The sequence below is a fragment of the Dactylosporangium vinaceum genome, assembly GCF_019904175.1.
GTDB lineage: Bacteria > Actinomycetota > Actinomycetes > Mycobacteriales > Micromonosporaceae > Dactylosporangium > Dactylosporangium vinaceum.
The window spans coordinates 7,293,158-7,313,202 of the sequence record NZ_CP061913.1; the positions used below are offsets into that span (position 1 = coordinate 7,293,158).

The window sequence follows — 20,045 nt, forward strand, 5'->3', positions numbered from 1 at the left end:
GCCGGGCGGACGGCGAAGCCCGCTCGCGGTGAGGCCAGTACGGTCGCTCACTCAGCGGAAAGGTGGTCGAGCGGTCGTTTTGCGGCGCGTCTCGCGGCGTTGCTTCGGGCTGCCGCAATCGTCGACGCCCGCCCGGGCGGTCGGGCCGCGTGGTCGAGTGTCGCAACCGGTGAGCCTCGCTGTTCGGTAGGGTCTGATCATGGACGTTGTCGTGGTGGGTGCCGGGATCGCCGGGCTGGCGTGCGCCCGCGCGCTGACCGACGCCGGCGCGCGGGTGCGGGTTGTGGAGCGGGGCCGGGTGGTCGGCGGTCGGCTGGCCAGCAAGCGCTACGGCGGCCGGTATGCGGATATCGGCGCCGCCTACTGCGTCGCCGACGACCCGGGCTTCGCCGGGCAGGTCTCGTCCTGGCAGTCGCGTGGGCTTGCCCGGCCCTGGACCGACACCTTCCGGGTCTATCCGGGCGGGCGGCTGACGACCGGGCCGGTGCGCTGGGCGGCGTCGGGCGGGCTGCGGTCCCTGGCCGTCGACCTCGCCGCCGGGCTCGACGTGCGGTTGGCGACGCCTGTCGACTCGGTGCCCGAGGACGCGGACGCGGTGGTACTCGCCATGCCCGGCCCCCAGGCCCTGCGGCTGAGCCCACCACCGGGTATCGCCGCGGCGGCGAGCGCGCAGACCTGGCGGCCGGTGATCGCCGCCGTGCTGAGGTATCCGTCCCGGGAGTGGGGCGAGCTGACCGGCGCCTTCATCAACGAGCATCCCACTCTCGCCACCGTCTTCGACGACGGCGACCGCCGCGGCGACAGCGCCCCGGTCCTGGTCGCCCACTCGACCACCGCGCTCGCCGCCCGGCACCTGGACGACCCGGAGTCGGCCGCACCGATCCTCGCCAGCGCGGTCGGCGAGCTGCTCGGCCTCCGCGCGCAGCCCGAGGTGGAGGTGCACCGCTGGACCTACGCCCAGCCCGAACCCACCGACGGCCCGTACGCCGTCGACGGCCGCGTATGGCTCTGCGGCGACGCGTTCGGCCGCCCCCGCGTCCAGACCGCCTGGCTCTCCGGCCGCGCGGTGGCCGAGGCCCTACTGGGGTGACGCCAGGCCCCTGTCCGAGCCTCCGGCGGCTTCACGCTCATCGGCGGGACAGGAGGCTCCGTCCCCGGTGAGCCGTTGACGGTCCTGACCAGCCACGGTCGACGTCGCCGCGACCGCGCACGGTGCCGCCGCAACGGTCGCTGGTTGCGTTCGGGGCGGAACCGTTGTTGCCGCGCGCACGGCGTCAGTGAGCGCTGGGGTCTCTCAGCGCGGCTCGGCCGAGGGCAAATGGCCCGCGTGCTGCGAATCAAGTGCAGGTCATGCGTTGGATGGATGCCGGATCCCGGCTGTACCGAGGTGCGTCTCCAGGAGCGGGGCTCGATTGCCCGTCGGCGAGGTCCTACGCCCGCTCGCCACGGCGGAGCTTGCGCATCAGCATCGACCACACGCCGGCACCCGCTCCCGGATCGCCGGAGATCACCGTCACGCCCGCGCCAAGTAGCGTCGCTCGAACGCACCCGGCGCACACGCTCCGGCCGAGGATGCTCTTCTGCAAGGGCTCCTTGACCCGGCGTTCGCAGCTCTCACACCGGTAGCTGGAAAGCCCCATCACCGCACCTCCAGTGCACCGCCTGGCCAAGAGCGCCGGGCACCGTCCGCCCGAGGCCGCACGATCAGCGTAGCGAGCCTCGTCAATCGGCACAGTCCGCAGCAACTCGCCGCCGGTCGCGGTCCGCCCGTCCGATACCAGCGGCAGCCAGGCCGGAAGCGTCGTGTCGCCGTACCCGGCGGCGCTGGACGTCTCGCCACCTTCCCCGCCAGCGCGGGTCGCCGAGCCTCGGAAGCCGTCGTCCGCCACGCCCCGGCCCGGAATCGCCATGTACCGATGGTCCACCACGCCGGCGCCGGCGCGCACGTCCGGCGCCGATCGTGTCCACCGCTCGGCGGCAGAACGAGGGGGCTGCGTTCGGGCAGAATGAGACGGTGGAGCGAGACGAGCGCGCTTGGACTGTGGTCGTCACGTACGAGAACCGGCCGGGACGGCCGCGGCCGATGACTGCCCTGCGTGCTTGGCTGCGTGATCACGGCGTCGACTGGATGCCGTTCGCCGACGACGAGGTCAGGGTCGATCTGGCGTGCGGCATCGCCGAGGACGGCCATTGGCGCGGTTGGTACAGCATCTGGGTCGACGCCGCCCCGCTGCGCCGCCTCGGGCTGCATCCCGACCAGCCGTGGGCCGGCCTCACCTCACCGGTGCCGGCCTGGTGGCGCGCGGCCGCCGAGCGCGAACGGTAGCCGGCCCGAGCCGGAAACCCGGTCGAGGTCGGCCGGCGGGAGCAGCGATCAGCCCCGGGACCGCCAGATGCACGATCATGATTGCGGTACCAACGGCGTGTGCGCAGTACCGAAGAAGGCGGCAATGTCGGCGGCGAGCAGATCCGGCACCTCCATTGCCGCGAAGTGCCCGCCCCGGTCGAGCTCGGTCCACTGCCTGATGTCGTAGAGGCGCTCCGCGAGGGGCCGGACCGACTGGGTGATGTCGTGCGGGAGCACGGCCACCCCGACCGGGACCGGGCACGGGGCGGCGCCGCGGGGAGTTTCGCGGGTCAGGCGGGCCGAAGACCCGGCGGTCGCGGTCAGCCAGTAGAGGGACACGTCGGTGAGCAGGCGCTCGTCGTCGATCGGTGTGCGCGGGTCGGTCCACTGGGCGAAGCGCTCGGCGATCCAGACCAACTGCGCGACCGGCGAGTCGGTGAGGGCGTAGCCGATGGTCTGGGGCGTGAGGGCCTGCAGCGCCTGGTACGGCGGGCGGTCGGCCATCAACCGGCGGATCTTCTCCAGCCGCGCCTCGTCGGACCGCGACAGCACGAGACCGGCGTCGGGGTCGGGCCTTGTCGGCAGATAATTGAGGTGTACTCCAACCACCCGCGCCGCATCCAGACCGCCCAACGCCAGCGAGATGCCCGCGCCGAAGTCCCCGCCGTGCGCGCCGTAGCGCTCGTAGCCCAGGCGGCGCATCAGCTCGGCCCAGGCCCGGGCGACCCGGACGATGTCCCAGCCCCGCTCCAGGGTCGGCCCGGAGAAGGCGAAGCCCGGGATCGACGGGATGACCAGGTGGAACCGCCGCGACAGCGGCTCGATCACGTCGAGGAACTCCAGGAACGAGCCGGGCCAGCCGTGGGTCAGCACCAGCGGCAGCGCGCCCGGGTCGGCCGCGCGGACGTGGACGAAGTGGATGCGCTGGCCGTCGATCTCGGTCGTGTAGTGCGGCAGTTCGTTGAGGCGGGCCTCGTGGGCGCGCCAGTCGTATCGGGTCCGCCAGTGCTCGGCCAGCTCCTTGAGGCGGCCGAGCGGGAATCCGTAGTCCCAGCCGGCGTCGGGCAGCTCATCGGGCCAGCGGGTCCGCGCGAGGCGGTCGGCAAGGTCATCGAGGTCGGCCTGCGGAACGGCGATGCGGAACGGCGTGATCATTGGTGCTCCTAACGCTGGCGCGATGAACGTTCGTTGACAAACGTTCGCTTTCTCAACGGTCCCGACTTAAACGTTCACACCGCGAAGGTTCCCTAAGTAAACGTTCATACGGTAAACGTTTGCACTGAAAACGTTCACCATGGTTACGTTGGTTTAGTTAACGTTCGGGCTGTTAACGTTTATGACGCTAACGATACCGCGGCAGTTGGCTGGTCCAACGGTTCGTTACGCTTGTCACATGACGGCGTGGGAGGAGCTGCCGAGCTGGCTCATCACTCAGACCGCCGGCCACGCGCACCGGCTGGTCGGGGACGGGTTCGCGGCCGTGGGCGCCAAGGGGTACCACTTCCGGATCTTGAAAACCCTCGAGGAGATCGGGCCGGCGAGCCAGGCCGACCTGGGCCGCCGCAGCGGCATCCACCTCAGCGACATGGTCGCCGCCGTCAATGAACTGGCCGCGCAGGGCCTGGTCGAGCGCGCTCCCGACCCGGCCGACCGGCGGCGCAACATCATCACCCTGACCACCCCCGGCCGCCGGCAGCTGCGCCGGCTGGAACAGCGCCTGGCCGAGACCCAGGACGAACTCCTGGCGCCGCTGTCACCCGCCGAGCGGCACCAGCTGACCGGCCTGCTCGCCCGGGTGCTCGACCACCACAACGGCGGCTGAGGGCGGCTCCCCCAACCGAGGCAAGACGGCGGCGGCCCAGGTCCATCGCCAGGACCGCCCGACGGTGCCGCGCCGGCCGGCCCGCCCAGCACGCGCGTCGCAACATCGCGAACCGCCAAGCCCGTGTTCCATGCGGGCCGACTTCGCGAGTCTCCGCCAGCGCACGGCATCCGAACGGGCACGGCATCCGAACGAGCGCGGCGAGCGCGATGTAACGGCAGGCCGGAGCGGGTGGCGAATGAGCCGTGACACGGCGCGCTCGACGACCCCGGCGGTGGCGGACGAAGCTTGCCGGGACATCCGCCTGTGGGCGATCCACGCGGTGATGCCGCACCGGGGACGGTGGGTTCGCAGCGCCTCAGCAACTTCGGGCCGTCGTCAGGCCCACAGCAGACGCGCGCTCTTACCGCGGCGTCGACGAATCGGCTGAGCCACGCGGCAGCCGCGTTGCCGGCGCCAACGAATCTTTGATCACCCACACCCAGTACGCCGCACCGATCCCGGCCGTCACGACGACCGGCCAGAACCAGACCGCCACTCGAATCGCGGTGGCCCACGTCCACGGGAAGTCCCACCAGTGCTGTCCGTTCTGGAGGGGTGGTTCACACGGGCAGTGACTGGACCAGTCGGAGGTCCGGGCGTACACCGTGACGGCAGCCACCAGGCCGGGGACGGCACCGACGAGCCAGCCGAGCAGGATGCCCGACCCCCAGTCGCGATGGCCACGCCGGAAGCAGCCACCCACGACCGTCAGGCAGACGGCGCTGTACAGGATGTCGCAGGCGGCGACGACGAACATCGCCCCCATGACCCGGTCCTGCGGATCGACGTGTCCGCGCAGGGCTTCGTCGAGGAAGACCTGCGCGGCCAGCACATGCCCGGCCAGCCCGAGCAGCCCACCGGCGGTCCGCTCGGCGATCCTCCGCGGAAGCACAGCGGCAGCGTACGCCCGGCCCCTCCGCCGACCGGCCCCACCCACGCTTGCAGCGGGCCTGGAGCCGACCTCAGGCGACGCAGAACTCGTTGCCCTCCGGGTCGAGCATGACGACGTGGCCGAGGACGTCGCCGTACCACTCCTCGCGGACGGCCGTGGCGCCCGCCGCGACCAGCTCCGGCACGCGGCGGCGGATCAGTTCGGCCCGGGCGGCCATGTCCCACGGGCCGGGGCCGGCGACGCGGACGTCGATGTGCATCCGGTTCTTCGCGGTCTTGCCCTCGGGTACCCGCAGAAAGCCGATCGCCGGCCCCCGCCCCTCGGGGTCCACTATGGACGCGTTGTCGGGCTCGTCGAAGCCTGCTTCGCGCTCGTACCCCAGCGCCAGCGCCCAGAACGCCGCCAGTCGCTGCGGGTCCGCGGCGTCGCAGCCGAGGGTCCAGAAGGTGGCCATCACCTCAACCTACGCCGTGGCGGACGGCGGCGAGCAGCCGGCGGGCCTGCGTGTCGTCGGTCGCGGCCAGGGCGATGCCGTTGGCGAGCACCAGCAGGTCCCACGCGTCGGTCCCGGGGCGCACGGCCCCGGCCGCGGCCGCCCGCTCGACGAGCGCGGCGGCGGTGTCGTGCATGGCCCGGTGCCAGCGGTCGAGGCGGGTGTCGGGCCCGCGCACCCCGGCGGCCAGGAATCGTTTGGAGGCGGCGTGCGCGACGAACGCCTCCAGCCATGCGAACAGCGCGTCGCCGGGCGCCTCCGCGGTGAGCCGCCGCCGGCCGTCGGCGCACAGGGCCCGGACCTCGTCGTCGTACACGGCCAGGAGCAGCTCTTCACGGGTCGGGAAGTGGCGGTACATCGTGGCGTTGCCGACCCCGGCCCGCCGCGCGATCTCGTCGAGCGGTGCCTGGGCCCCGAGCTCGCCGAACACCTCGGCCGCCGCGGTCAGCAGCGCGTCGTAGTTGCGCCGCGCGTCCGCGCGCATCGGCCGCTCAACCGGGGACATCCCCGTTACGGTACAGCCTGGGGCGCCCGCCGAGACGCGCTGCCGCCGGAGGTGCACCCGGCCACCACGGCTGGCGCCACGGCAGCATGACGACCGGCCGCTTCAGGTGGCTCCGTCGGCCCGCAGCTCGCCCGGGAGCAGGCTGAACAGCACGGTGTCGCGGCGGGCGCCCTTGAACGGCAGGTGGGACCGCATGACGCCCTCGCGGACGAAGCCGCAGCGCTCGGCCACGCGGGCCGAGGCGGTGTTGTCGGGGCCGCAGGTGAGCTCCAGGCGCTCGACGCCGAGCCCGGTGAACGCCCACGCGGCGAGGAGGCGGACGCTGCGGCCGGCGACGCCCCGGCGGCGGGCCCACGGCGCGACCCAGTAGCCGACCGCGGCCCGGCCGCCGGCGAGGTGCACGTCGTAGACGGACGCCGCGCCCCAGATGCGGTCCGGGGCCGCGGCCGGGGCGACGGCGAAGTTGATGGAGGCGCCGGCCAGCCGGGCGGCCTCGTTGCTGCTGGCGGCGGCCAGGAAGTCGGCCAGGACCGGCGGTTCGGTGCGGGGCCAGGAGAAGCGCAGGCACTGCTCGTCGGAGAACGCCTCGAACCCCTCGGCGGCGTCCGCGTCCCGCCAGGGGCGCAGCAGCACGAGGTCGTCGGCGAGTGGCGGGTCGGGGAAGGCGAGCTCCCGGGTCAGGTTGTCCACAGCGGTGTGGTACCACAGCCCGATGACCAGTCGCATCGCCGCCATCGCCATCGACGCCCACGACCTGCGCAAGGTCGCCGACTTCTGGGCCGCCGTCCTGGGCTGGACGGTCACCGAGGAGGTACCGGACGAGATCATCACGATCGCGCCCGCCGGCGAGCCCGGCGTGAGCATCGACGTGGTCAAGGTGCCCGAGGGCAAGACCGTCAAGAACCGGCTGCACCTGGACATCCGGGCCGACGGCAGCACCCAGGCCCAGGAGGTGGAGCGGCTCCTCGCGCTGGGCGCCCGGCCCGCCGACGTCGGCCAGGGTCCGGACGTGTCGTGGGTGACGCTCGCCGATCCGGAGGGCAATGAGTTCTGCATCCTGTCGCGCTCGGTCCAGGACGTGGCCGGGGACCTTAACGCAGGCTGAACGCTCTTGTCCGCCGCGCATCGATGGCTATAAAATCCCGGGAAACAGTTAACAACCTTAACTGTTTCCCTCGGGAGCTCCGGCGCGGAACCCGAGCGTGCTCTCGGTACAGGAGGAGCGAGATGCGCAGACCCGGTCGGCTCATCACCGCCATCGCAGCCACCGTCCTCACGGCCACCGCCGCGTGGACCTCAGTCGCCGTCAACTCGACCGCCCAGGCGGCCACCACGAGCGGCGGCGTCAAGTTCGCCTACTTCACGCAGTGGGGCATCTACGCCAACGGCTTCTACCCCAAGAACCTCGACACCAGCGGCATGGCCGGCAAGCTCGACTATCTCTTGTACGCGTTCGAGAACATCAACCCCACGACGCTGAGCTGCTTCGAGAACGACTCCCCCGCGTCGCAGGACGAGAACAACGCCAGCGCCGGCGACAACGCGGGCGACTCCTACGCCGACTACGGCAAGTCCTACGGCGCGGACATCAGCGTCGACGGTGTCGCCGACACCTGGAACCAGCCCCTGGTCGGGAACTTCAACCAGCTCAAGAAGCTCAAGGCGAAGTACCCCAACCTCAAGATCCTGGTGTCGATCGGCGGGTGGACCTACTCGAAGTACTTCAGCGACGCCGCCGCGACCGACGCGAGCCGCAAGACGCTCGTCAGCTCGTGCATCGACATGTTCATCAAGGGCAACCTGCCGGTGCGCAACGGCTTCGGCGGGCCCGGCTCCGGGGCCGGCGTGTTCGACGGGATCGACATCGACTGGGAGTACCCGGGCGCGCCCGGCCACACCGGCAACCACTACAGCACCAACGACAAGGCGAACTACACGGCGCTGATGGCCGAGTTCCGCAGCCAGCTCGACGCGCTCGGGACGGGCAGGAAGTACCTGACCGCGGCCGTCCCCGCGGGCCAGGACAAGATCTCCAAGATCGAGACGAACCGGATCGGCAACTACCTCGACTACGCCAACGTCATGACGTACGACATGCACGGTGGCTTCGAGCCGCAGGGCCCCACGAACTTCCAGGACCCGCTGTACGGTTCGCCGAACGATCCGAGCCCCGTGATCGCGCCCGGCACCGGGAAGTACAACATCGACTCGGCAATCAAGGCCTATATCAACGGCGACGCGAGTTACGGCATCCCGGGCGGCTTCCCGGCGGGCAAGACCACGATCGGCTACCCGTTCTACTACCGCGGGTGGACGGGCGTGCCGGCCGGAGCGGGTCACGGGCTGTATCAGAGCGCGGCCCAGCCGGCCACCGGCCACGCGATGTCCGGCAACGTGCCAGGCGTGTCGTTCTACAAGGAGCTCACCGGCTTCGTGGACAACCCGTCGTACACGTACTTCGACCCGACCACGAAGTCGTCGTACTTCTACGACGGCACGACGTTCTGGTCCGGCGACAACCAGCAGTCCATCCAGGCCAAGGCCGACTACCAGCACTGCAACGGCCTGGCCGGCGCGATGATGTACTCCCTGGAGGCCCTCGACGCCGCCGGCACCCTGTTCAACCAGGTCGTGAACGCGACAAACGGTGCCACCGCCGGCTGCTCGACGACCTCGCCGACCGCGTCGCCGTCGCGCACCACCTCGGCCAGCCCGTCGGTCTCGGCGTCGCCGTCCAAGAGCCCCTCGACGAGCCCGAGCCCGACCGGCGGCAGCTGCACCGCCGCGGCCTGGAACGCGGCGACCGCGTACAACGGCGGGCAGCAGGTCTCCTACGGCGGGCACACGTGGACCGCGAAGTGGTGGACCCAGGGCGACATCCCCGGCAACAACAGCCAGAACGTTTGGACCGACAACGGCGCCTGCGGGGGTACCTCACCCACGCCGACCGGCGGCACCGGCGCCTGCTCGGGCCTGTCGGCGTGGAACGCTGGCACGGCCTACAGCGGGGGCCAGTCGGTGACGTACGGCGGCCACAAGTGGACCGCGAAGTGGTGGACCCAGGGCGACATCCCCGGCAACAACAGCCAGGCCGTTTGGACCGACAACGGCGCCTGCTGAACGAGTGACCCGAGTGCGCCGCCCGGCGGAACCACCGTCCGGGCGGCATACTCGGGATCATGACGGAACCGCAGCTCGACCCCGAGCAGTACCCGCCGATCGACCCCCGCGAGCCGGTGCCCGACGACCCCGGCGAACTGCTGCCCGACACCCCTGACACGCTCCCGCCCGCGCCGGCCGAGCCGCTGCCGGGCGATGACGACCCACCGCCCGACATGGGTGTGCCGGAGCCGGCCTAGGCACAGCTCAGCGCGGGCGTCGACGCCGCCGCGGTCGCGGGGCACCCGAGCGTCGTCGGCGCGCCCGCGCCCGGCGCCGCGCTGTCCGGCTGCTTGAGCAACGGCGGCGCCCCTGGAAGCCCTCGTCCCACACGCTGATGGTCGCGGACGGGCCCGCCCGGGCGCCGCCGACGGGCGGGGTCACGCTGGACGCGCCGAGGAACGTTCAGCCCCCGTTGTAGTGGGCGCCGTTGGTGTAGTGGTCGGTGTAGTGCGTCATCTTCGGGTCCGCGGCGTGGATCTGGTCGACGCGGTCGTACTGGCCGTCGTGGTTGCTGTCGGTGTAGAGGCGGTCGAGGTACCCGTCACCGTCGGAGTCGACCTGCAGCAGGTCCGCCTTGCCGTCCTTGTCGGTGTCGTACTTGACCTGCTCCATCGTGCCGTTGTGGTCGTGGTCGTACCCACGCGCGTCGATGTACCCGTCGTGGTTGCTGTCCCACGCCTGGTTGTCGAGGTTCCCGTCACCGTCGAGGTCGTACTGGTACACGTCGTCGCGGCCGTCCGCGTTGGTGTCGGCGCTGAGCCACTCGTCGTGGCCGTCGTAGTTGGTGTCGTGCTCGACGACGTAGGGAATGTCGGCGTCGGTCATGGCGGGCTCCCTCGGTAGCGTGTGTCTCACCTCACGGTAGGCCCGCCGAGAACCGGGCAACTCCCGAATACGTGCCGCCTGACCTGCCCGTTCGATCTGCCCGCAGCCAGACGGCCGGTCACCGTACCGCATATGGGCGCAGCGCGTAACCCACCGCCCTACGCCGGCCCGTCCTGGACGCGCGCCGAGCTGTCACCACCATCGGACACCGCCCACGGGAGCGGTGTCCGATTTGTCGAGCCCGGGTCAGTACAGGAGGCCGAGCACCGCCCGCAGCAGGATGATCCCCAGGAAGACGATGATGAAGGCGAGGTCGAAGGACATCCCGCCGGCCCGCACCGGCGGCAGTGCGCGGCGGACCGGGGCCAGGACGGGCTCGGTGACCCGCCACAGCGCGGAGATCACCCGGGCCCGCATCCCGCCCGGCGCGGACGGGCCGGCCAGCACGACGCTCCAGTCCAGCAGCGCGCGGGCCACCAGGAGCAGCTGGAACACCAGCAGTGCCAGGCTCACGATGCCGATGACGAAATCCACTGCATACCTCCGGTTAGCGGATGAGCGCCTGCTGCAACTGTGCGTCGGCAACCTGAGAGATTCCTGTGGCCCGGCTTAGTACTAGCCACTTTAGTACTCGAACGAGCCCGCGATCCCGCCGAGTGCACCCGCCGTCGCGGCGAGGCCGGTGGCGATACGGCGGACGGCGGCCGCGGCGGGCCGGACACTGCCGAGTTCGGCCGGGGCGCCGCGTTACCGAGCAGTCATGACGCAGGCCACGGCGTACCCGCCCTTGTGGGACTGCTTGACCCGGTACATCGCCTCGTCGGCGTCGCGCAGCAGCCGGTCCTCGTCGCCCGGGTCGGCGGTCGTGGCCAGCCCGACGCTGGCGCCGATGCGCACGGTGGTGCCGGCGATCGCAAACGGGGCACCGACGGCCGCGACCACCCGCTCGGCGACGGCCACGGCGCCGGGCTCGCCGCCGGGCAGCACGATCGCGAACTCGTCACCGCCGAGGCGCACCACGGTGCCGTCCCCGGCCGCGTCGCGCAGCCGGCCGGCCACCGCGACCAGCAGCTCGTCGCCGGCCGCGTGGCCGAGGCGGTCGTTGACCGGCTTGAAGTCGTCGAGGTCGACGAGCAGCAGCGCGTGCGGGCCGTGCGCGGCGCCGAGCAGCTCGGTGAGCGCCCGCCGGTTGGCCAGGCCGGTGAGCGGGTCGTGGGCGGCCTGGTGGCGTACGAGCGCCTCGTGCTCGGCCAGCGTCTCCAGTGCCACCTGCTGTACGCGCATGGAGCGGCGGTGCTCCCGCTCGAACCGGTAGAGCAGCAGGCCGATCGCGATCAGTGCGGCCGCCATGGCGAGCACGAGCGTCAGGTCGGCCAGGTGCTTGGCCAGGTCGGCATCGGCGGTCGCCGAGTCCTCCAGGCGCTGGAGCGTGGCAGCGAGTACCACAAATGCCGGGTCGGTCTTGGTCTGCTCGATCGTCAGCGCCTCGGCCGTCTTGCCCACGCCGAGCAGGCCGAGCTCGACGTCGAGGACGTCGTGGTAGCTCTCGATCTGGCTGCTGATGTTGGCGGCGTTCGGCAGCCGGTCCAGGATCTCGCGCTCGCGCAGCCGGATCGCGCCCAGCTCCCGGGCCACCTTCACGGGCGTGTTGCGGCTGGCCAGGGTCTTCCACTGCAGCGAGCTCTCCTCGTGCAGCAGCACGTTGAGCTCGTTGAGCTGCGAGCGGGTGCCCTCGTGCGCGCGGCTGCGCCCGTGCAGCCAGATGTTGGCCACGGTGACCGCGGCCAGCAGCACCAGGGCGAGCGCCAGCACCCGCGGCCATCGCCACGACAAAGCTGCTGCAACCTTCCCGCGCACGGTCCGCATATCGACCGTGACTGCGTCAACCTAAGGCTCATCCGTACCCCAACCCGGTCGATAGGACAGGTGTGATGAGGCGCACTGCACTCGTGGCCCTGGCCGCCACGCTGGTCCTGACCGGCTGCGCACGCTCCAAGGGCGACACCGCCGCCGGTGACACCGTCGGCTACGCGGCCGACCAGCCGGCCGTCACCCTCGAGTTCTGGTACATGCCCTACGGCGGCCCGATCCAGGACCGCGCGGTCATCCAGGAGACCGAGGAGTTCCACAAGGCGCACCCCAACATCACCATCAAGCCCGTGCGCATCCAGTGGAGCGACGCCCTCACCCGCCTCAGCACCGCCACCACCAGCGGCGAGGGCCCCGACGTCACAGTGCTCGGCACCACGTGGGTCGGCGGGTTCAGCGCCCTCAACGCCCTGCGCCCGTACACCGAGGCCGAGATCGCCGCGGTCGGCGGCCAGGACGTGTTCGCCCCCGCCAGCTGGAGCGCCAGCCACCGCCTCGGCTCCGACGAGATCACCGCGCTGCCCTGGCTCACCGACGTGCGCGCCCTGTTCTACCGCAAGGACGTCCTCGCCCAGGCCGGCGTCGACCCGGCCACCGCGTTCACCGACTGGGCCGCCTTCGAGGCGACACTGCAAAAGATCAAGGACGCCGGGGGTACCGTCTGGCCGCTCGCGATCGGCAACGAGAACAACTTCGGCATCATCCACAACGTGGCCCCCTTCATCTGGGGAGCCGGCGGCAACCTCCTCAACGAGACGGGCGACCAGTCCCAGCTGGCACAGCCGGCCGCCGTGGACGGCGTCACGTACTACCAGCGCCTCGTGCACCTGTACGACGACCCCGAGGCGATGAAGCTGGAGTCCAGCGACGTGCCCGAGGCGTTCGCGAAGGGCATCGGCGCCATCACCATCGACAACTCCCAGTCGGTCGGCGACTACCTGGCCGACCCCGACCGCCCGGGCCTGAAGAACGGCTGGGGCACCGCCCCGATGCCCGCCGGCAAGGAGGGCCGCTTCGGCTTCTTCGGCGGCTCCGGCCTGGCCATCCTCAAGGCCGCCAAACACCCCGCGGCCGCCTTCGAGTGGGTGAAGTTCCTGACCGGCGAGGACAGCCAGCGCCGCTACAGCGTCTCCTCCGGCCTCTGGCCCGCCCGCACCGCCGCCATCAAGGGCACCCGCCTCGAGTCCGACCCCGCCTACGCCGCCTTCCGCACGATGATCGCGGCCGGCCGGATGTACCCGTCCATCCCCGCCTGGATCGTCGTGGAGAGCATCATCGCCAAGGACCTGGCCGAACTCTGGCAGGCCCCGGCCGCCCTGACCCGCGCCCAGGTCCAGGACATCCTGCAACGCACCACGAACGACATCAACGCGGCCCTGCAGGACCCCACCCAGACGGGCATCAAGTAGCCGCGCGGCTGCGCCACCAGATCGCATTCGGGACGGCCGAGAGCACAACGGCCACCGCCAGACCGACCGCCAGGATGCCGGCCAGGTCGTCGTTGCCGCGCACCGCTCCGCCGCCGCTCATCCCGCGAAGGTACCGGCGATCAGAGCTCGAGAACCCGGGCATCCGGCCACTTGCTCGTGCCCGTTCGCCCCGCTGCCATCGCGTCGCTGTAGCCTCTAAACGCGTACCACGTAGGGAGGCACGATGAGCGCTGAAGCTGTAGGGGCAGGGATGCCGACGCACGTGACGCTGGATGACCTTGCCCGGATGGCGGCGACCGACGAGAACCACCGCTACGAACTCAGCCCCGAGGGAGTCCTGTCCGTCATGCCACCCGCGGATCCTGATCACGCGATGCTCGTCTCACGGATGTTCATCTGGTTCGCGACACATGGGTATGGTCACGAAGAAGTCATGACGGACTGCGGGATCGATATCGGCGGAGGGCGGGTACCAGATCTCGCCGTATGGGCGCAAGGTATGCGGCCGCAGCCCGCACGCTCCAGTTACGCCGGGACCGCGGGTCTGCTGCTCGTCGTCGAAGTCGTGTCGCCGAGCTCCGACCTCATCGATCGTATAATCAAAAAGGCGGAGTATGCCAAGGCGGGCATTCCGCGGTACTGGTTCGTTGAGCGGGACAGCGCGAACACCGTGCACCGGCACGTCCTCAACGCGGAAACCGGCGAGTACGAGCCCGTCCCCGGCGACCCCCAGCCGCTGGCCTGGCTGCTGACGACGGTTCCCGACGTTCGCTGAGCGGCGCCCGGGTCCGCCCGTCGCTCACACCGCTCGCCAGTCCGACCAGCGGTCCTGCTTGCCGTACGAGCGCTGGTGCAGCTGCCCGGCCGCGTCGGCGACGATCACCTCGTAGCGGCCGTCGCTGGTGATGCCGGCGGCGACGTCGACGAGGTGGCCGGGGGCCTCCATCTCGTACCAGTCCGACCATGGATCGTCGTGCCAGCGCCATCGGTGGCTGATCCCGCCGGAGGCGTCGACGACGAACACCTCCTGGTGCTCGCGGCTGCCGCTCAGCGCGCTGACGGCGACGCCGGCCAAGGAGGTCGGCGGGCGGCCGAGGTCGTACCACTGCTCCCAGACCTGGTTGACCCAGCCGCGCTGACGCACCCGCCCGTCGAACTTGAGCCGGGTCACCTCCAGCTGCTCTCCGCGCCTGACGGTCATGGCGACGTCGAGGGTGTCGGCCACGCTCCTGTCGTACCACTGCGACCAGGCCTCGCCGTCGCCCTTCCACCGGTGCCCGACCTGGCCGCCGTCGCCGAGGACCCACAGCTCGCGGTGCCGGGGGCCGGCGCTGGCCACGGCCAGCCGGACGACGCGGCCGAGGTGGGCGGTGCCGTCGACGGTCTGCCAGGGCTGCCAGCCGTCGAGGTCGTACTGGCGGTACCAGATCCGCCCGCGCCGGTCGGCCGCGAACAGGTCGATGCGCACGGACCCGATCCGCGTCGCCGCCACGTCGTGGGCCGGGCCGTCGGGGAGGCTGCGGTCGGCCCAGTCCGACCAGCCGTGGTCCTGCCGGTACGTCCGCTCCAGCACCGCCCCGGCCCGGGTGACAGCGAACAGCCGCAGCTCGCCCGTCCCGCCCGACGACACGGCGACCCGTTCGGCGCGGACCGCCCCGCCGTCCGGGGCCGCCGCCGCGTCCGGCGACAGCGCCGGTGCCGGCTCCTGCTCCGGCTTCGTGAACAGTCCCCCGACGAACACGACGGCCGCCGCGCCCACGCCGACGAGCACCACGACCGGCGTCGGCACGCCGCCGCCGAGCACTTTGTCCCCGAGCGCGGTCAGGACGCTGCCGACGATCCCGGCGGCCGCCGCGGCGAGCACGGCGACGAGGCTCTTGACGCCGTTGTCCCAGTGGGGACGTCGAGCGAATTTCACCGGACCAGTGTCGTTTTCGTGCACAGCGCCGGAAACTATCCATATCGATCAAGTTCTCGACCGATCCGACGATGCCGTTCCGGCTCGTGTCAGGAGTGCCTCGCAGTCCTGGCGGCGGCACCGGCGAGACCGGATAATTCGGCGCCATGCGTGTGCTGTTCACCGCAGTACCGATTCACGGGCATTTGCTACCCCTGCTCCCGCTCGCCCAGGCCGTCGCCGCGGCCGGGGACGACGCGGCCTTCGCCGGGCCGGCGTCGCTCGGCGCGCTCATCGGCGACGTGCCGCTGCTGGTGACGTCGCCGGAGATCGCGGAGCTGCTGGCCGAGAACGGGCGGCGGACCGGTGGCGCCGACATGGCCGAGAACATGGGGGCCGTGGCGGAGCTGTTCGCGGGGACGCTCGTCGACGTCACCTACGACCGGACCCTGCGCCGGGCCCGGGAGTTCGGCGCGGACGTGGTGGTCGCGGACGAGTACGACACCGTGGGCCCCATGGTGGCGGCCGCGCTCGGGGTGCCGCTCGTCCGGCACGCCATCGGGCTGCCGGTGTCGCCGCCGCCGCTGCGCCCGGCGATGGACGTCCGGCTGGCCCCTCGCTACGCCGCGCGCGGCATCCGCCCGCCCCGCCGGATCGCGCTCGTCGACCCGTGGCCGCCCGGGCTGCAGGGGCCGCAGTGGACGCCGGCCCCGGACCGGCTGGCCATCCGGCCGGTGGCCTACGCCGGGACCGAGGCCGCCGACGTGCCCGCATTACGCGGCGGCGTGCGGGTGCTCGTCACGCTCGGAACGGTGCTCCTCGACGGGGCGATGCTCGACGCGCTCGTCGATGCGGTCGCCGGACTGGACAATGTGGACGTGCTGGCGGCCGTACCGCCCGGCGTCCCGCACGCACTGGAGGACCCCCGGGCGCACGTGCGGTTCGTCGGATTCGTGCCGATGGCGCAGCTGCTCGCGGCGGACGTCGCCGTGGTCGTCGCCGCCGGTGGGGCCGGCACCGTGCTCGCGGCCCTGGCCCACGGCCTGCCGATGGTCCTGTGGCCCAAGGGCGCCGAGAAGCCGATGAACGCCGAACGGGTCGCCGCAGCCGGGGCCGGGATCGTCATCGACGACGCCGGGAGCGCGCACAGCGCCGTGCTCGAAGTGCTGACCTCGCCGTTGTACCGCACCGGCGCCGCCCGCATCGCGGAGCAGATCCGCACCGCACCGCCCGCCGGCGCCGTCTGGGCCCTGCTGCGGGAGCGAATCCGCAAAATGTGATGATTGCGCGGCCGAACCGCCCGGCTGACAATTCTCGCGTGACGGATCACGGCTCGCCCTACGCGGAGATGACGACCGCGTTCACGTCGAGCCGGCTGCCGGTGCCGCCGGTTCCCGAGCCGCTGAGGCCGCAGCTGCGCACCGTGCGGGACTGGTGCTGGAGCACGCGGGACATCGACGCCTTCGCCATGTACATGTTCGACCGCGACTTTCTCAGCGCCGTACTGTCCGGGAGCGCTCCCGACTACGTCGCCGTGAGCCACGCCGGGCACGGCGTCAACTCCTACGCCGTGAACTACCACCTGGTCTGCGGCCCGCTCGCCGTCATCATGCAGGTGGGCTGGGGCGGCATCTACACCGACAACGCCGCCGCGTCGCAGCGCCTGGGCGAGTACTGGCAGCGCTGTGTGGCTCTGCACGCCCGCGGCGCCGACGCCTCCGGCGGCCGCATCCTGTGCGTCTTCAGCCACTTGCGCGGCATCTCCGCCTGCGGCCCGCTCCCCCAGCCCCCGGACGGCGACGTGGACGCCTTCCTCACCACCCACCGCACCGCCGGCGACGCCGCCTTCGACGAGGCCGAGCGCCTCCTCGCCCACCGCTGACTCCTCCGCGAGGCCCGGCGGCGCCGCGCCGGACCGGGCACCGGTGGGTGCCGTCCGCCCCCGCGTGCGACGCTGGGTGGTGTGGCCACGGCGGGCCGGCGGCGCCCGCGGGCCGGGCCCGGCTGATCGAGGAGGAACTGCGGTGGAGTTCACGCGGCTGGGCCGGACCGGGCTGAGGGTGAGCCGCATCGGGCTCGGATGCATGAGCTACGGCCGGGCTGCGGCCGGCATGCATCAGTGGACCTTGGACGAGGACGCCGCCGCGCCGTTCTTCCGGCAGGCCGTCGAGCTCGGCGTGACGTTCTGGGACACCGCGAACGTCTATCAGGGCGGCACGTCCGAGGAGTTCGTCGGGCGGGCGATCAGCCGGTTCTCCCGGCGGGAGGAGATCGTGCTGGCCACCAAGGTCAGCGGCAGGATGCACGACGGCCCGGGCGGCAGCGGCCTGTCCCGCAAGGCCATCCTGGAGCAGGCCGACGCGTCGCTGCGCCGGCTGGGCACCGACTACATCGACGTCTACTACATCCACCGGTTCGACCCGCAGACACCCGTCGAGGAGACCATGCGGGCACTCGACGACCTGGTCCGGGCGGGCAAGGTGCGCTACCTCGGTGCGTCGTCGATGTGGGCGTGGCAGTTCGCGAAGGCGCAGCACGCCGCCGCGGTCAACGGGTGGACGGCGTTCGCGGCGATGCAGGACCAGTACAACGTCCTCAAGCGCGAGGAGGAGCGGGACATGATCCCGATGTGCCTCGATCAGGGTGTCGGCCTGACCCCGTACTCCCCGCTGGCCAAGGGCCGGGCGGCGCGGCCGTGGGGCCGGCAGACCGCCCGGTCGTCGTCGGACACGGTGGCCAAGGCGTTCGACCGCGACGTCGACGAGCCGGTGGTGCACGCGATCCAGCGGGTCGCCGAGGCTCGCGGGGTCGCGATGGCCCAGGTGGCGCTGGCCTGGGTGCTGGCCAAGCCGGTCGTGTCCTGCCCCATCGTGGGCGCCACCAAGGCCCATCACCTCCAGGACGCCGTCGCGGCGCTCGAACTGCGGCTGAGCGCGGCTGAGATCGCCGAGCTGGAGGCACCGTACCTGCCGCAGGACAACTACTGGTGGTGACCGGCCCCCGCGAGCCGGATGCGCCGGTGGCCGATGCGCGGGCCGGCCGGTGCCCGTCGCGAACGGCTCCTCGGGCCGTGGGGTGGCGTCACGTCTTTACGCTGTGTCCGTGCCCCGGACCGAGCGCCCCGCCCATCGCCTCGCCCCGCGGCCGTGGCCGGAGCGCCTGGCGCACTTCGGCGCGATCGCGGTCCCGATAGCCGTCTTCGTCGCCGCCCGGTGGTGGTTCGCCCCCTGGCTCGTCACCTCGGTGAGCCGGCTCAGCCACGGGTCCCCGACCTGGATGTTCCTGGCCGGCTGGGCGAGCACCGGGCTCGCACCGGCCGCAGCACTCATCCTCCTGCTCGACGGCGACCGCCGGGAACGGCAGCTCGGCGGCGACCCGCGCAACCGCCCCCGCGCGGCCCGCGGCCACGGCGTCCCCGGCCGCACCCCCGGCTACTGGCTCACCCGCCTACCGTTGATCCTGGTGCTGCTGGTGGCGTTCGTGTACGCGCCGTCCCGCGGCGGCAGCGGCGTCGGCTGGCCCGAGATACCCGGCGGCGACGCGTTTCGCCAAGGCTGGTACCTGTCGCTCCTCGCCACCCTGCCGGCCGTGATCGCCCTGCTCATCTTCCGGCTGTTCGCCCTGCTCCCCGGCCACGGCGACCGCCTCCTGCGCACGGCCGGCCCCGTGGCGGCCGCCGCGCCCGTCCTGGCCCTGATCGGCGTCTGGGCCTTCAACCGCTGACCTCCCGGCCCGGCAGCGGCGGGGTGCTGCGCCGGCGCGGCGCCGGCCGGCCTCAGGCCGCCGTCTGGGTGAACCTGACGGCGTCCACGCCGGCGTTGTAGTTCGTCGACCCGGCCGCGTGGCCCACCACGGCCAGGGTCAGCGTGTGGCGCCCGGCGGTGAGCTGCACCGAGCCTTCGCTCAGCCAGCCGGTCGTCACCACCGTGGGGCTGTAGCCGACGAAGGTGCCGCCGACCTTCGTCGTGTCGATGACGTAGACGGTGTTGGCGTAGTCGTTGGACCTGGTCCGGATGTCGGAGAACGTGTAGGTACCGTTCTGGGGCACGGTGAACGCGACGGTGAGCGACCAGCCCTGCGCGCGGGTGACGACGAGCATCTGCGTGTGGCCGGACCAGGTCACGCCGCAGCAGTCTCGCTGCTGGACGACGTCCTGCGGCTGGAGTCCCACGAGGTCGGTGGGCGGGAGCAGCTCCTCCATCTCGTAGGTGACGTTCGCCAACCCGGCCACCGGCGACGCGGCGGCGGCCGTCGAGGGCGCCCCGGACGCCGCGGGTGAGGCCGCGACAGGTGTGGGCGTCGTCCCGCGGGGCCGGAACACGAGCCCGGCGATGACGGCGAGGACGACGAGCACGAGCCCGGCGGCCACCGCATACGGCCACCGCTGCCGCTTCGGCGGCGGCGCCGTCGCCGGCACCGCGACGACCACCCGGCCGCTGCGCCGCGAGGTCTCCTCGGGCGCGGTGTCGGCCGAATACGCACACCCCCGCAGTGCATAGGTGCCCGGCGGCGAGCCCGGCGGCACGGCGAGTGCGACGAGGTAGGCGACCGAACCGTGCGGCGGCACCGTGCGCTGCGGCTCGGCCACCGAGAACCAGGACGCCGACGTGCCGTCCTCGGGCTCGACGACGAAGACGACCCGGTCGTGCGCCTCGCCGGGATTCGTGACCGTGAACGTCATCTCGGCGCGGCTGTCCGGGCTCAGCGGCACTTCCGGTGCCGCGGCGACCACTATCCAGTCTGTCATCGGAGCGCTCCCGT

At 72.0% G+C, this 20,045-nt stretch carries 24 protein-coding genes; 12 read left to right on the top strand and 12 right to left on the bottom strand.

Translation table 11 applies throughout. The features are described from left to right. Nucleotides 1–199 precede the first annotated feature (199 nt). A complete protein-coding gene (locus Dvina_RS32560) occupies nt 200–1,090 on the top strand; it encodes an NAD(P)/FAD-dependent oxidoreductase (RefSeq protein ID WP_223093120.1) in 891 nt (296 codons plus the stop codon). A 340-nt stretch (nt 1,091–1,430) separates the two neighbouring features. Here Dvina_RS32560 and Dvina_RS54650 read toward each other — a convergent pair whose 3' ends face one another. Continuing rightward, on the bottom strand, nt 1,431–1,910 hold the full coding sequence (locus Dvina_RS54650; RefSeq protein ID WP_246655463.1) for a hypothetical protein: 480 nt from the start codon (nt 1,908–1,910) through the stop codon (nt 1,431–1,433). A gap of 173 nt (nt 1,911–2,083) precedes the next feature. Here Dvina_RS54650 and Dvina_RS32570 point away from each other — a divergent pair, with 173 nt between their 5' ends. After that, entirely contained in the window at nt 2,084–2,326 is a 243-nt protein-coding gene (locus Dvina_RS32570) for a hypothetical protein (protein WP_223093121.1), read from the top strand. A 75-nt stretch (nt 2,327–2,401) separates the two neighbouring features. On the opposite strand, the gene Dvina_RS32575 is transcribed toward Dvina_RS32570, so the two are convergent. Next, a complete protein-coding gene (locus Dvina_RS32575) occupies nt 2,402–3,502 on the bottom strand; it encodes an epoxide hydrolase family protein (RefSeq protein WP_223093122.1) in 1,101 nt (366 codons plus the stop codon). 238 nt (nt 3,503–3,740) lie between these two features. Between Dvina_RS32575 and Dvina_RS32580 the strand changes: the two genes are divergently transcribed. Beyond that, a complete protein-coding gene (locus Dvina_RS32580) occupies nt 3,741–4,169 on the top strand; it encodes a MarR family winged helix-turn-helix transcriptional regulator (RefSeq protein WP_223093123.1) in 429 nt (142 codons plus the stop codon). 403 nt (nt 4,170–4,572) lie between these two features. On the opposite strand, the gene Dvina_RS32585 is transcribed toward Dvina_RS32580, so the two are convergent. From Dvina_RS32585 to Dvina_RS32600, 4 genes are all read right to left on the bottom strand, one after another. Continuing rightward, nucleotides 4,573–5,103, bottom strand: coding sequence for a hypothetical protein (locus tag Dvina_RS32585; RefSeq protein ID WP_223093124.1), 531 nt, complete (start codon nt 5,101–5,103; stop codon nt 4,573–4,575). A 70-nt stretch (nt 5,104–5,173) separates the two neighbouring features. Further along, nucleotides 5,174–5,557: a VOC family protein gene (locus Dvina_RS32590; RefSeq protein WP_223093125.1), complete on the bottom strand. Its 384-nt coding sequence runs from the start codon at nt 5,555–5,557 to the stop codon at nt 5,174–5,176. A gap of 4 nt (nt 5,558–5,561) precedes the next feature. Further along, on the bottom strand, nt 5,562–6,101 hold the full coding sequence (locus tag Dvina_RS32595; RefSeq protein WP_223093126.1) for a TetR/AcrR family transcriptional regulator: 540 nt from the start codon (nt 6,099–6,101) through the stop codon (nt 5,562–5,564). 102 nt (nt 6,102–6,203) lie between these two features. Continuing rightward, nucleotides 6,204–6,827: a GNAT family N-acetyltransferase gene (locus Dvina_RS32600; RefSeq protein WP_223093127.1), complete on the bottom strand. Its 624-nt coding sequence runs from the start codon at nt 6,825–6,827 to the stop codon at nt 6,204–6,206. On the opposite strand from Dvina_RS32600, the gene Dvina_RS32605 reads away from it, so the two are divergent. The 3 genes from Dvina_RS32605 (at nt 6,814) to Dvina_RS32615 (ending at nt 9,460) form a co-directional block, all read left to right on the top strand. Continuing rightward, a complete protein-coding gene (locus Dvina_RS32605; protein WP_223093128.1) occupies nt 6,814–7,206 on the top strand; it encodes a VOC family protein in 393 nt (130 codons plus the stop codon). The genes Dvina_RS32600 and Dvina_RS32605 overlap by 14 nt on opposite strands. 122 nt (nt 7,207–7,328) lie before the next feature. After that, nucleotides 7,329–9,221, top strand: coding sequence for a glycosyl hydrolase family 18 protein (locus Dvina_RS32610; protein WP_223093129.1), 1,893 nt, complete (start codon nt 7,329–7,331; stop codon nt 9,219–9,221). A 59-nt stretch (nt 9,222–9,280) separates the two neighbouring features. Beyond that, the gene (locus Dvina_RS32615) at nt 9,281–9,460 is read left to right on the top strand and encodes a hypothetical protein (RefSeq protein ID WP_223093130.1); all 180 of its coding nucleotides are present in this window, start codon (nt 9,281–9,283) and stop codon (nt 9,458–9,460) included. 205 nt (nt 9,461–9,665) lie between these two features. Here Dvina_RS32615 and Dvina_RS32620 read toward each other — a convergent pair whose 3' ends face one another. The 3 genes from Dvina_RS32620 to Dvina_RS32630 form a co-directional block, all read right to left on the bottom strand. After that, complete coding sequence (locus tag Dvina_RS32620) at nt 9,666–10,088, bottom strand: hypothetical protein (RefSeq protein WP_223093131.1); 423 nt, start codon at nt 10,086–10,088, stop codon at nt 9,666–9,668. Between the two features lie 246 nt (nt 10,089–10,334). Continuing rightward, nucleotides 10,335–10,622, bottom strand: coding sequence for a YggT family protein (locus Dvina_RS32625; RefSeq protein WP_223093132.1), 288 nt, complete (start codon nt 10,620–10,622; stop codon nt 10,335–10,337). 213 nt (nt 10,623–10,835) lie between these two features. Next, the gene (locus Dvina_RS32630; protein ID WP_223093133.1) at nt 10,836–11,921 is read right to left on the bottom strand and encodes a GGDEF domain-containing protein; all 1,086 of its coding nucleotides are present in this window, start codon (nt 11,919–11,921) and stop codon (nt 10,836–10,838) included. Nucleotides 11,922–12,019: 98 nt separating this feature from the next. On the opposite strand from Dvina_RS32630, the gene Dvina_RS32635 reads away from it, so the two are divergent. Further along, nucleotides 12,020–13,366, top strand: a complete 1,347-nt coding sequence (locus Dvina_RS32635; protein WP_223093134.1) for an extracellular solute-binding protein — start codon at nt 12,020–12,022, stop codon at nt 13,364–13,366. Here Dvina_RS32635 and Dvina_RS55355 read toward each other — a convergent pair. Then, nucleotides 13,359–13,487 carry a hypothetical protein gene (locus Dvina_RS55355; RefSeq protein WP_281428127.1) on the bottom strand — a complete coding sequence of 43 codons (129 nt, stop codon included), beginning with the start codon at nt 13,485–13,487 and terminating at the stop codon, nt 13,359–13,361. The two genes, Dvina_RS32635 and Dvina_RS55355, sit on opposite strands and share 8 nt — an antisense overlap. A gap of 123 nt (nt 13,488–13,610) precedes the next feature. On the opposite strand from Dvina_RS55355, the gene Dvina_RS32640 reads away from it, so the two are divergent. Next, nucleotides 13,611–14,162 (top strand): Uma2 family endonuclease, encoded by a 552-nt coding sequence (locus tag Dvina_RS32640; protein WP_223093135.1) that lies wholly within the window; start codon nt 13,611–13,613, stop codon nt 14,160–14,162. Nucleotides 14,163–14,186: 24 nt separating this feature from the next. Here Dvina_RS32640 and Dvina_RS32645 read toward each other — a convergent pair whose 3' ends face one another. After that, nucleotides 14,187–15,305: a PLL family lectin gene (locus tag Dvina_RS32645; protein ID WP_223093136.1), complete on the bottom strand. Its 1,119-nt coding sequence runs from the start codon at nt 15,303–15,305 to the stop codon at nt 14,187–14,189. A gap of 146 nt (nt 15,306–15,451) precedes the next feature. On the opposite strand from Dvina_RS32645, the gene Dvina_RS32650 reads away from it, so the two are divergent. The 4 genes from Dvina_RS32650 (at nt 15,452) to Dvina_RS32665 (ending at nt 19,007) form a co-directional block, all read left to right on the top strand. After that, nucleotides 15,452–16,564 (top strand): glycosyltransferase, encoded by a 1,113-nt coding sequence (locus tag Dvina_RS32650; protein ID WP_223093137.1) that lies wholly within the window; start codon nt 15,452–15,454, stop codon nt 16,562–16,564. Between the two features lie 38 nt (nt 16,565–16,602). Then, complete coding sequence (locus tag Dvina_RS32655; protein ID WP_223093138.1) at nt 16,603–17,166, top strand: hypothetical protein; 564 nt, start codon at nt 16,603–16,605, stop codon at nt 17,164–17,166. Nucleotides 17,167–17,308: 142 nt separating this feature from the next. Further along, the gene (locus Dvina_RS32660) at nt 17,309–18,277 is read left to right on the top strand and encodes an aldo/keto reductase (RefSeq protein WP_223093139.1); all 969 of its coding nucleotides are present in this window, start codon (nt 17,309–17,311) and stop codon (nt 18,275–18,277) included. Nucleotides 18,278–18,386: 109 nt separating this feature from the next. Then, complete coding sequence (locus Dvina_RS32665) at nt 18,387–19,007, top strand: hypothetical protein (RefSeq protein ID WP_223093140.1); 621 nt, start codon at nt 18,387–18,389, stop codon at nt 19,005–19,007. Between the two features lie 52 nt (nt 19,008–19,059). On the opposite strand, the gene Dvina_RS32670 is transcribed toward Dvina_RS32665, so the two are convergent. After that, nucleotides 19,060–20,031: a carbohydrate-binding protein gene (locus tag Dvina_RS32670; protein WP_223093141.1), complete on the bottom strand. Its 972-nt coding sequence runs from the start codon at nt 20,029–20,031 to the stop codon at nt 19,060–19,062. Nucleotides 20,032–20,045: the final 14 nt, after the last annotated feature.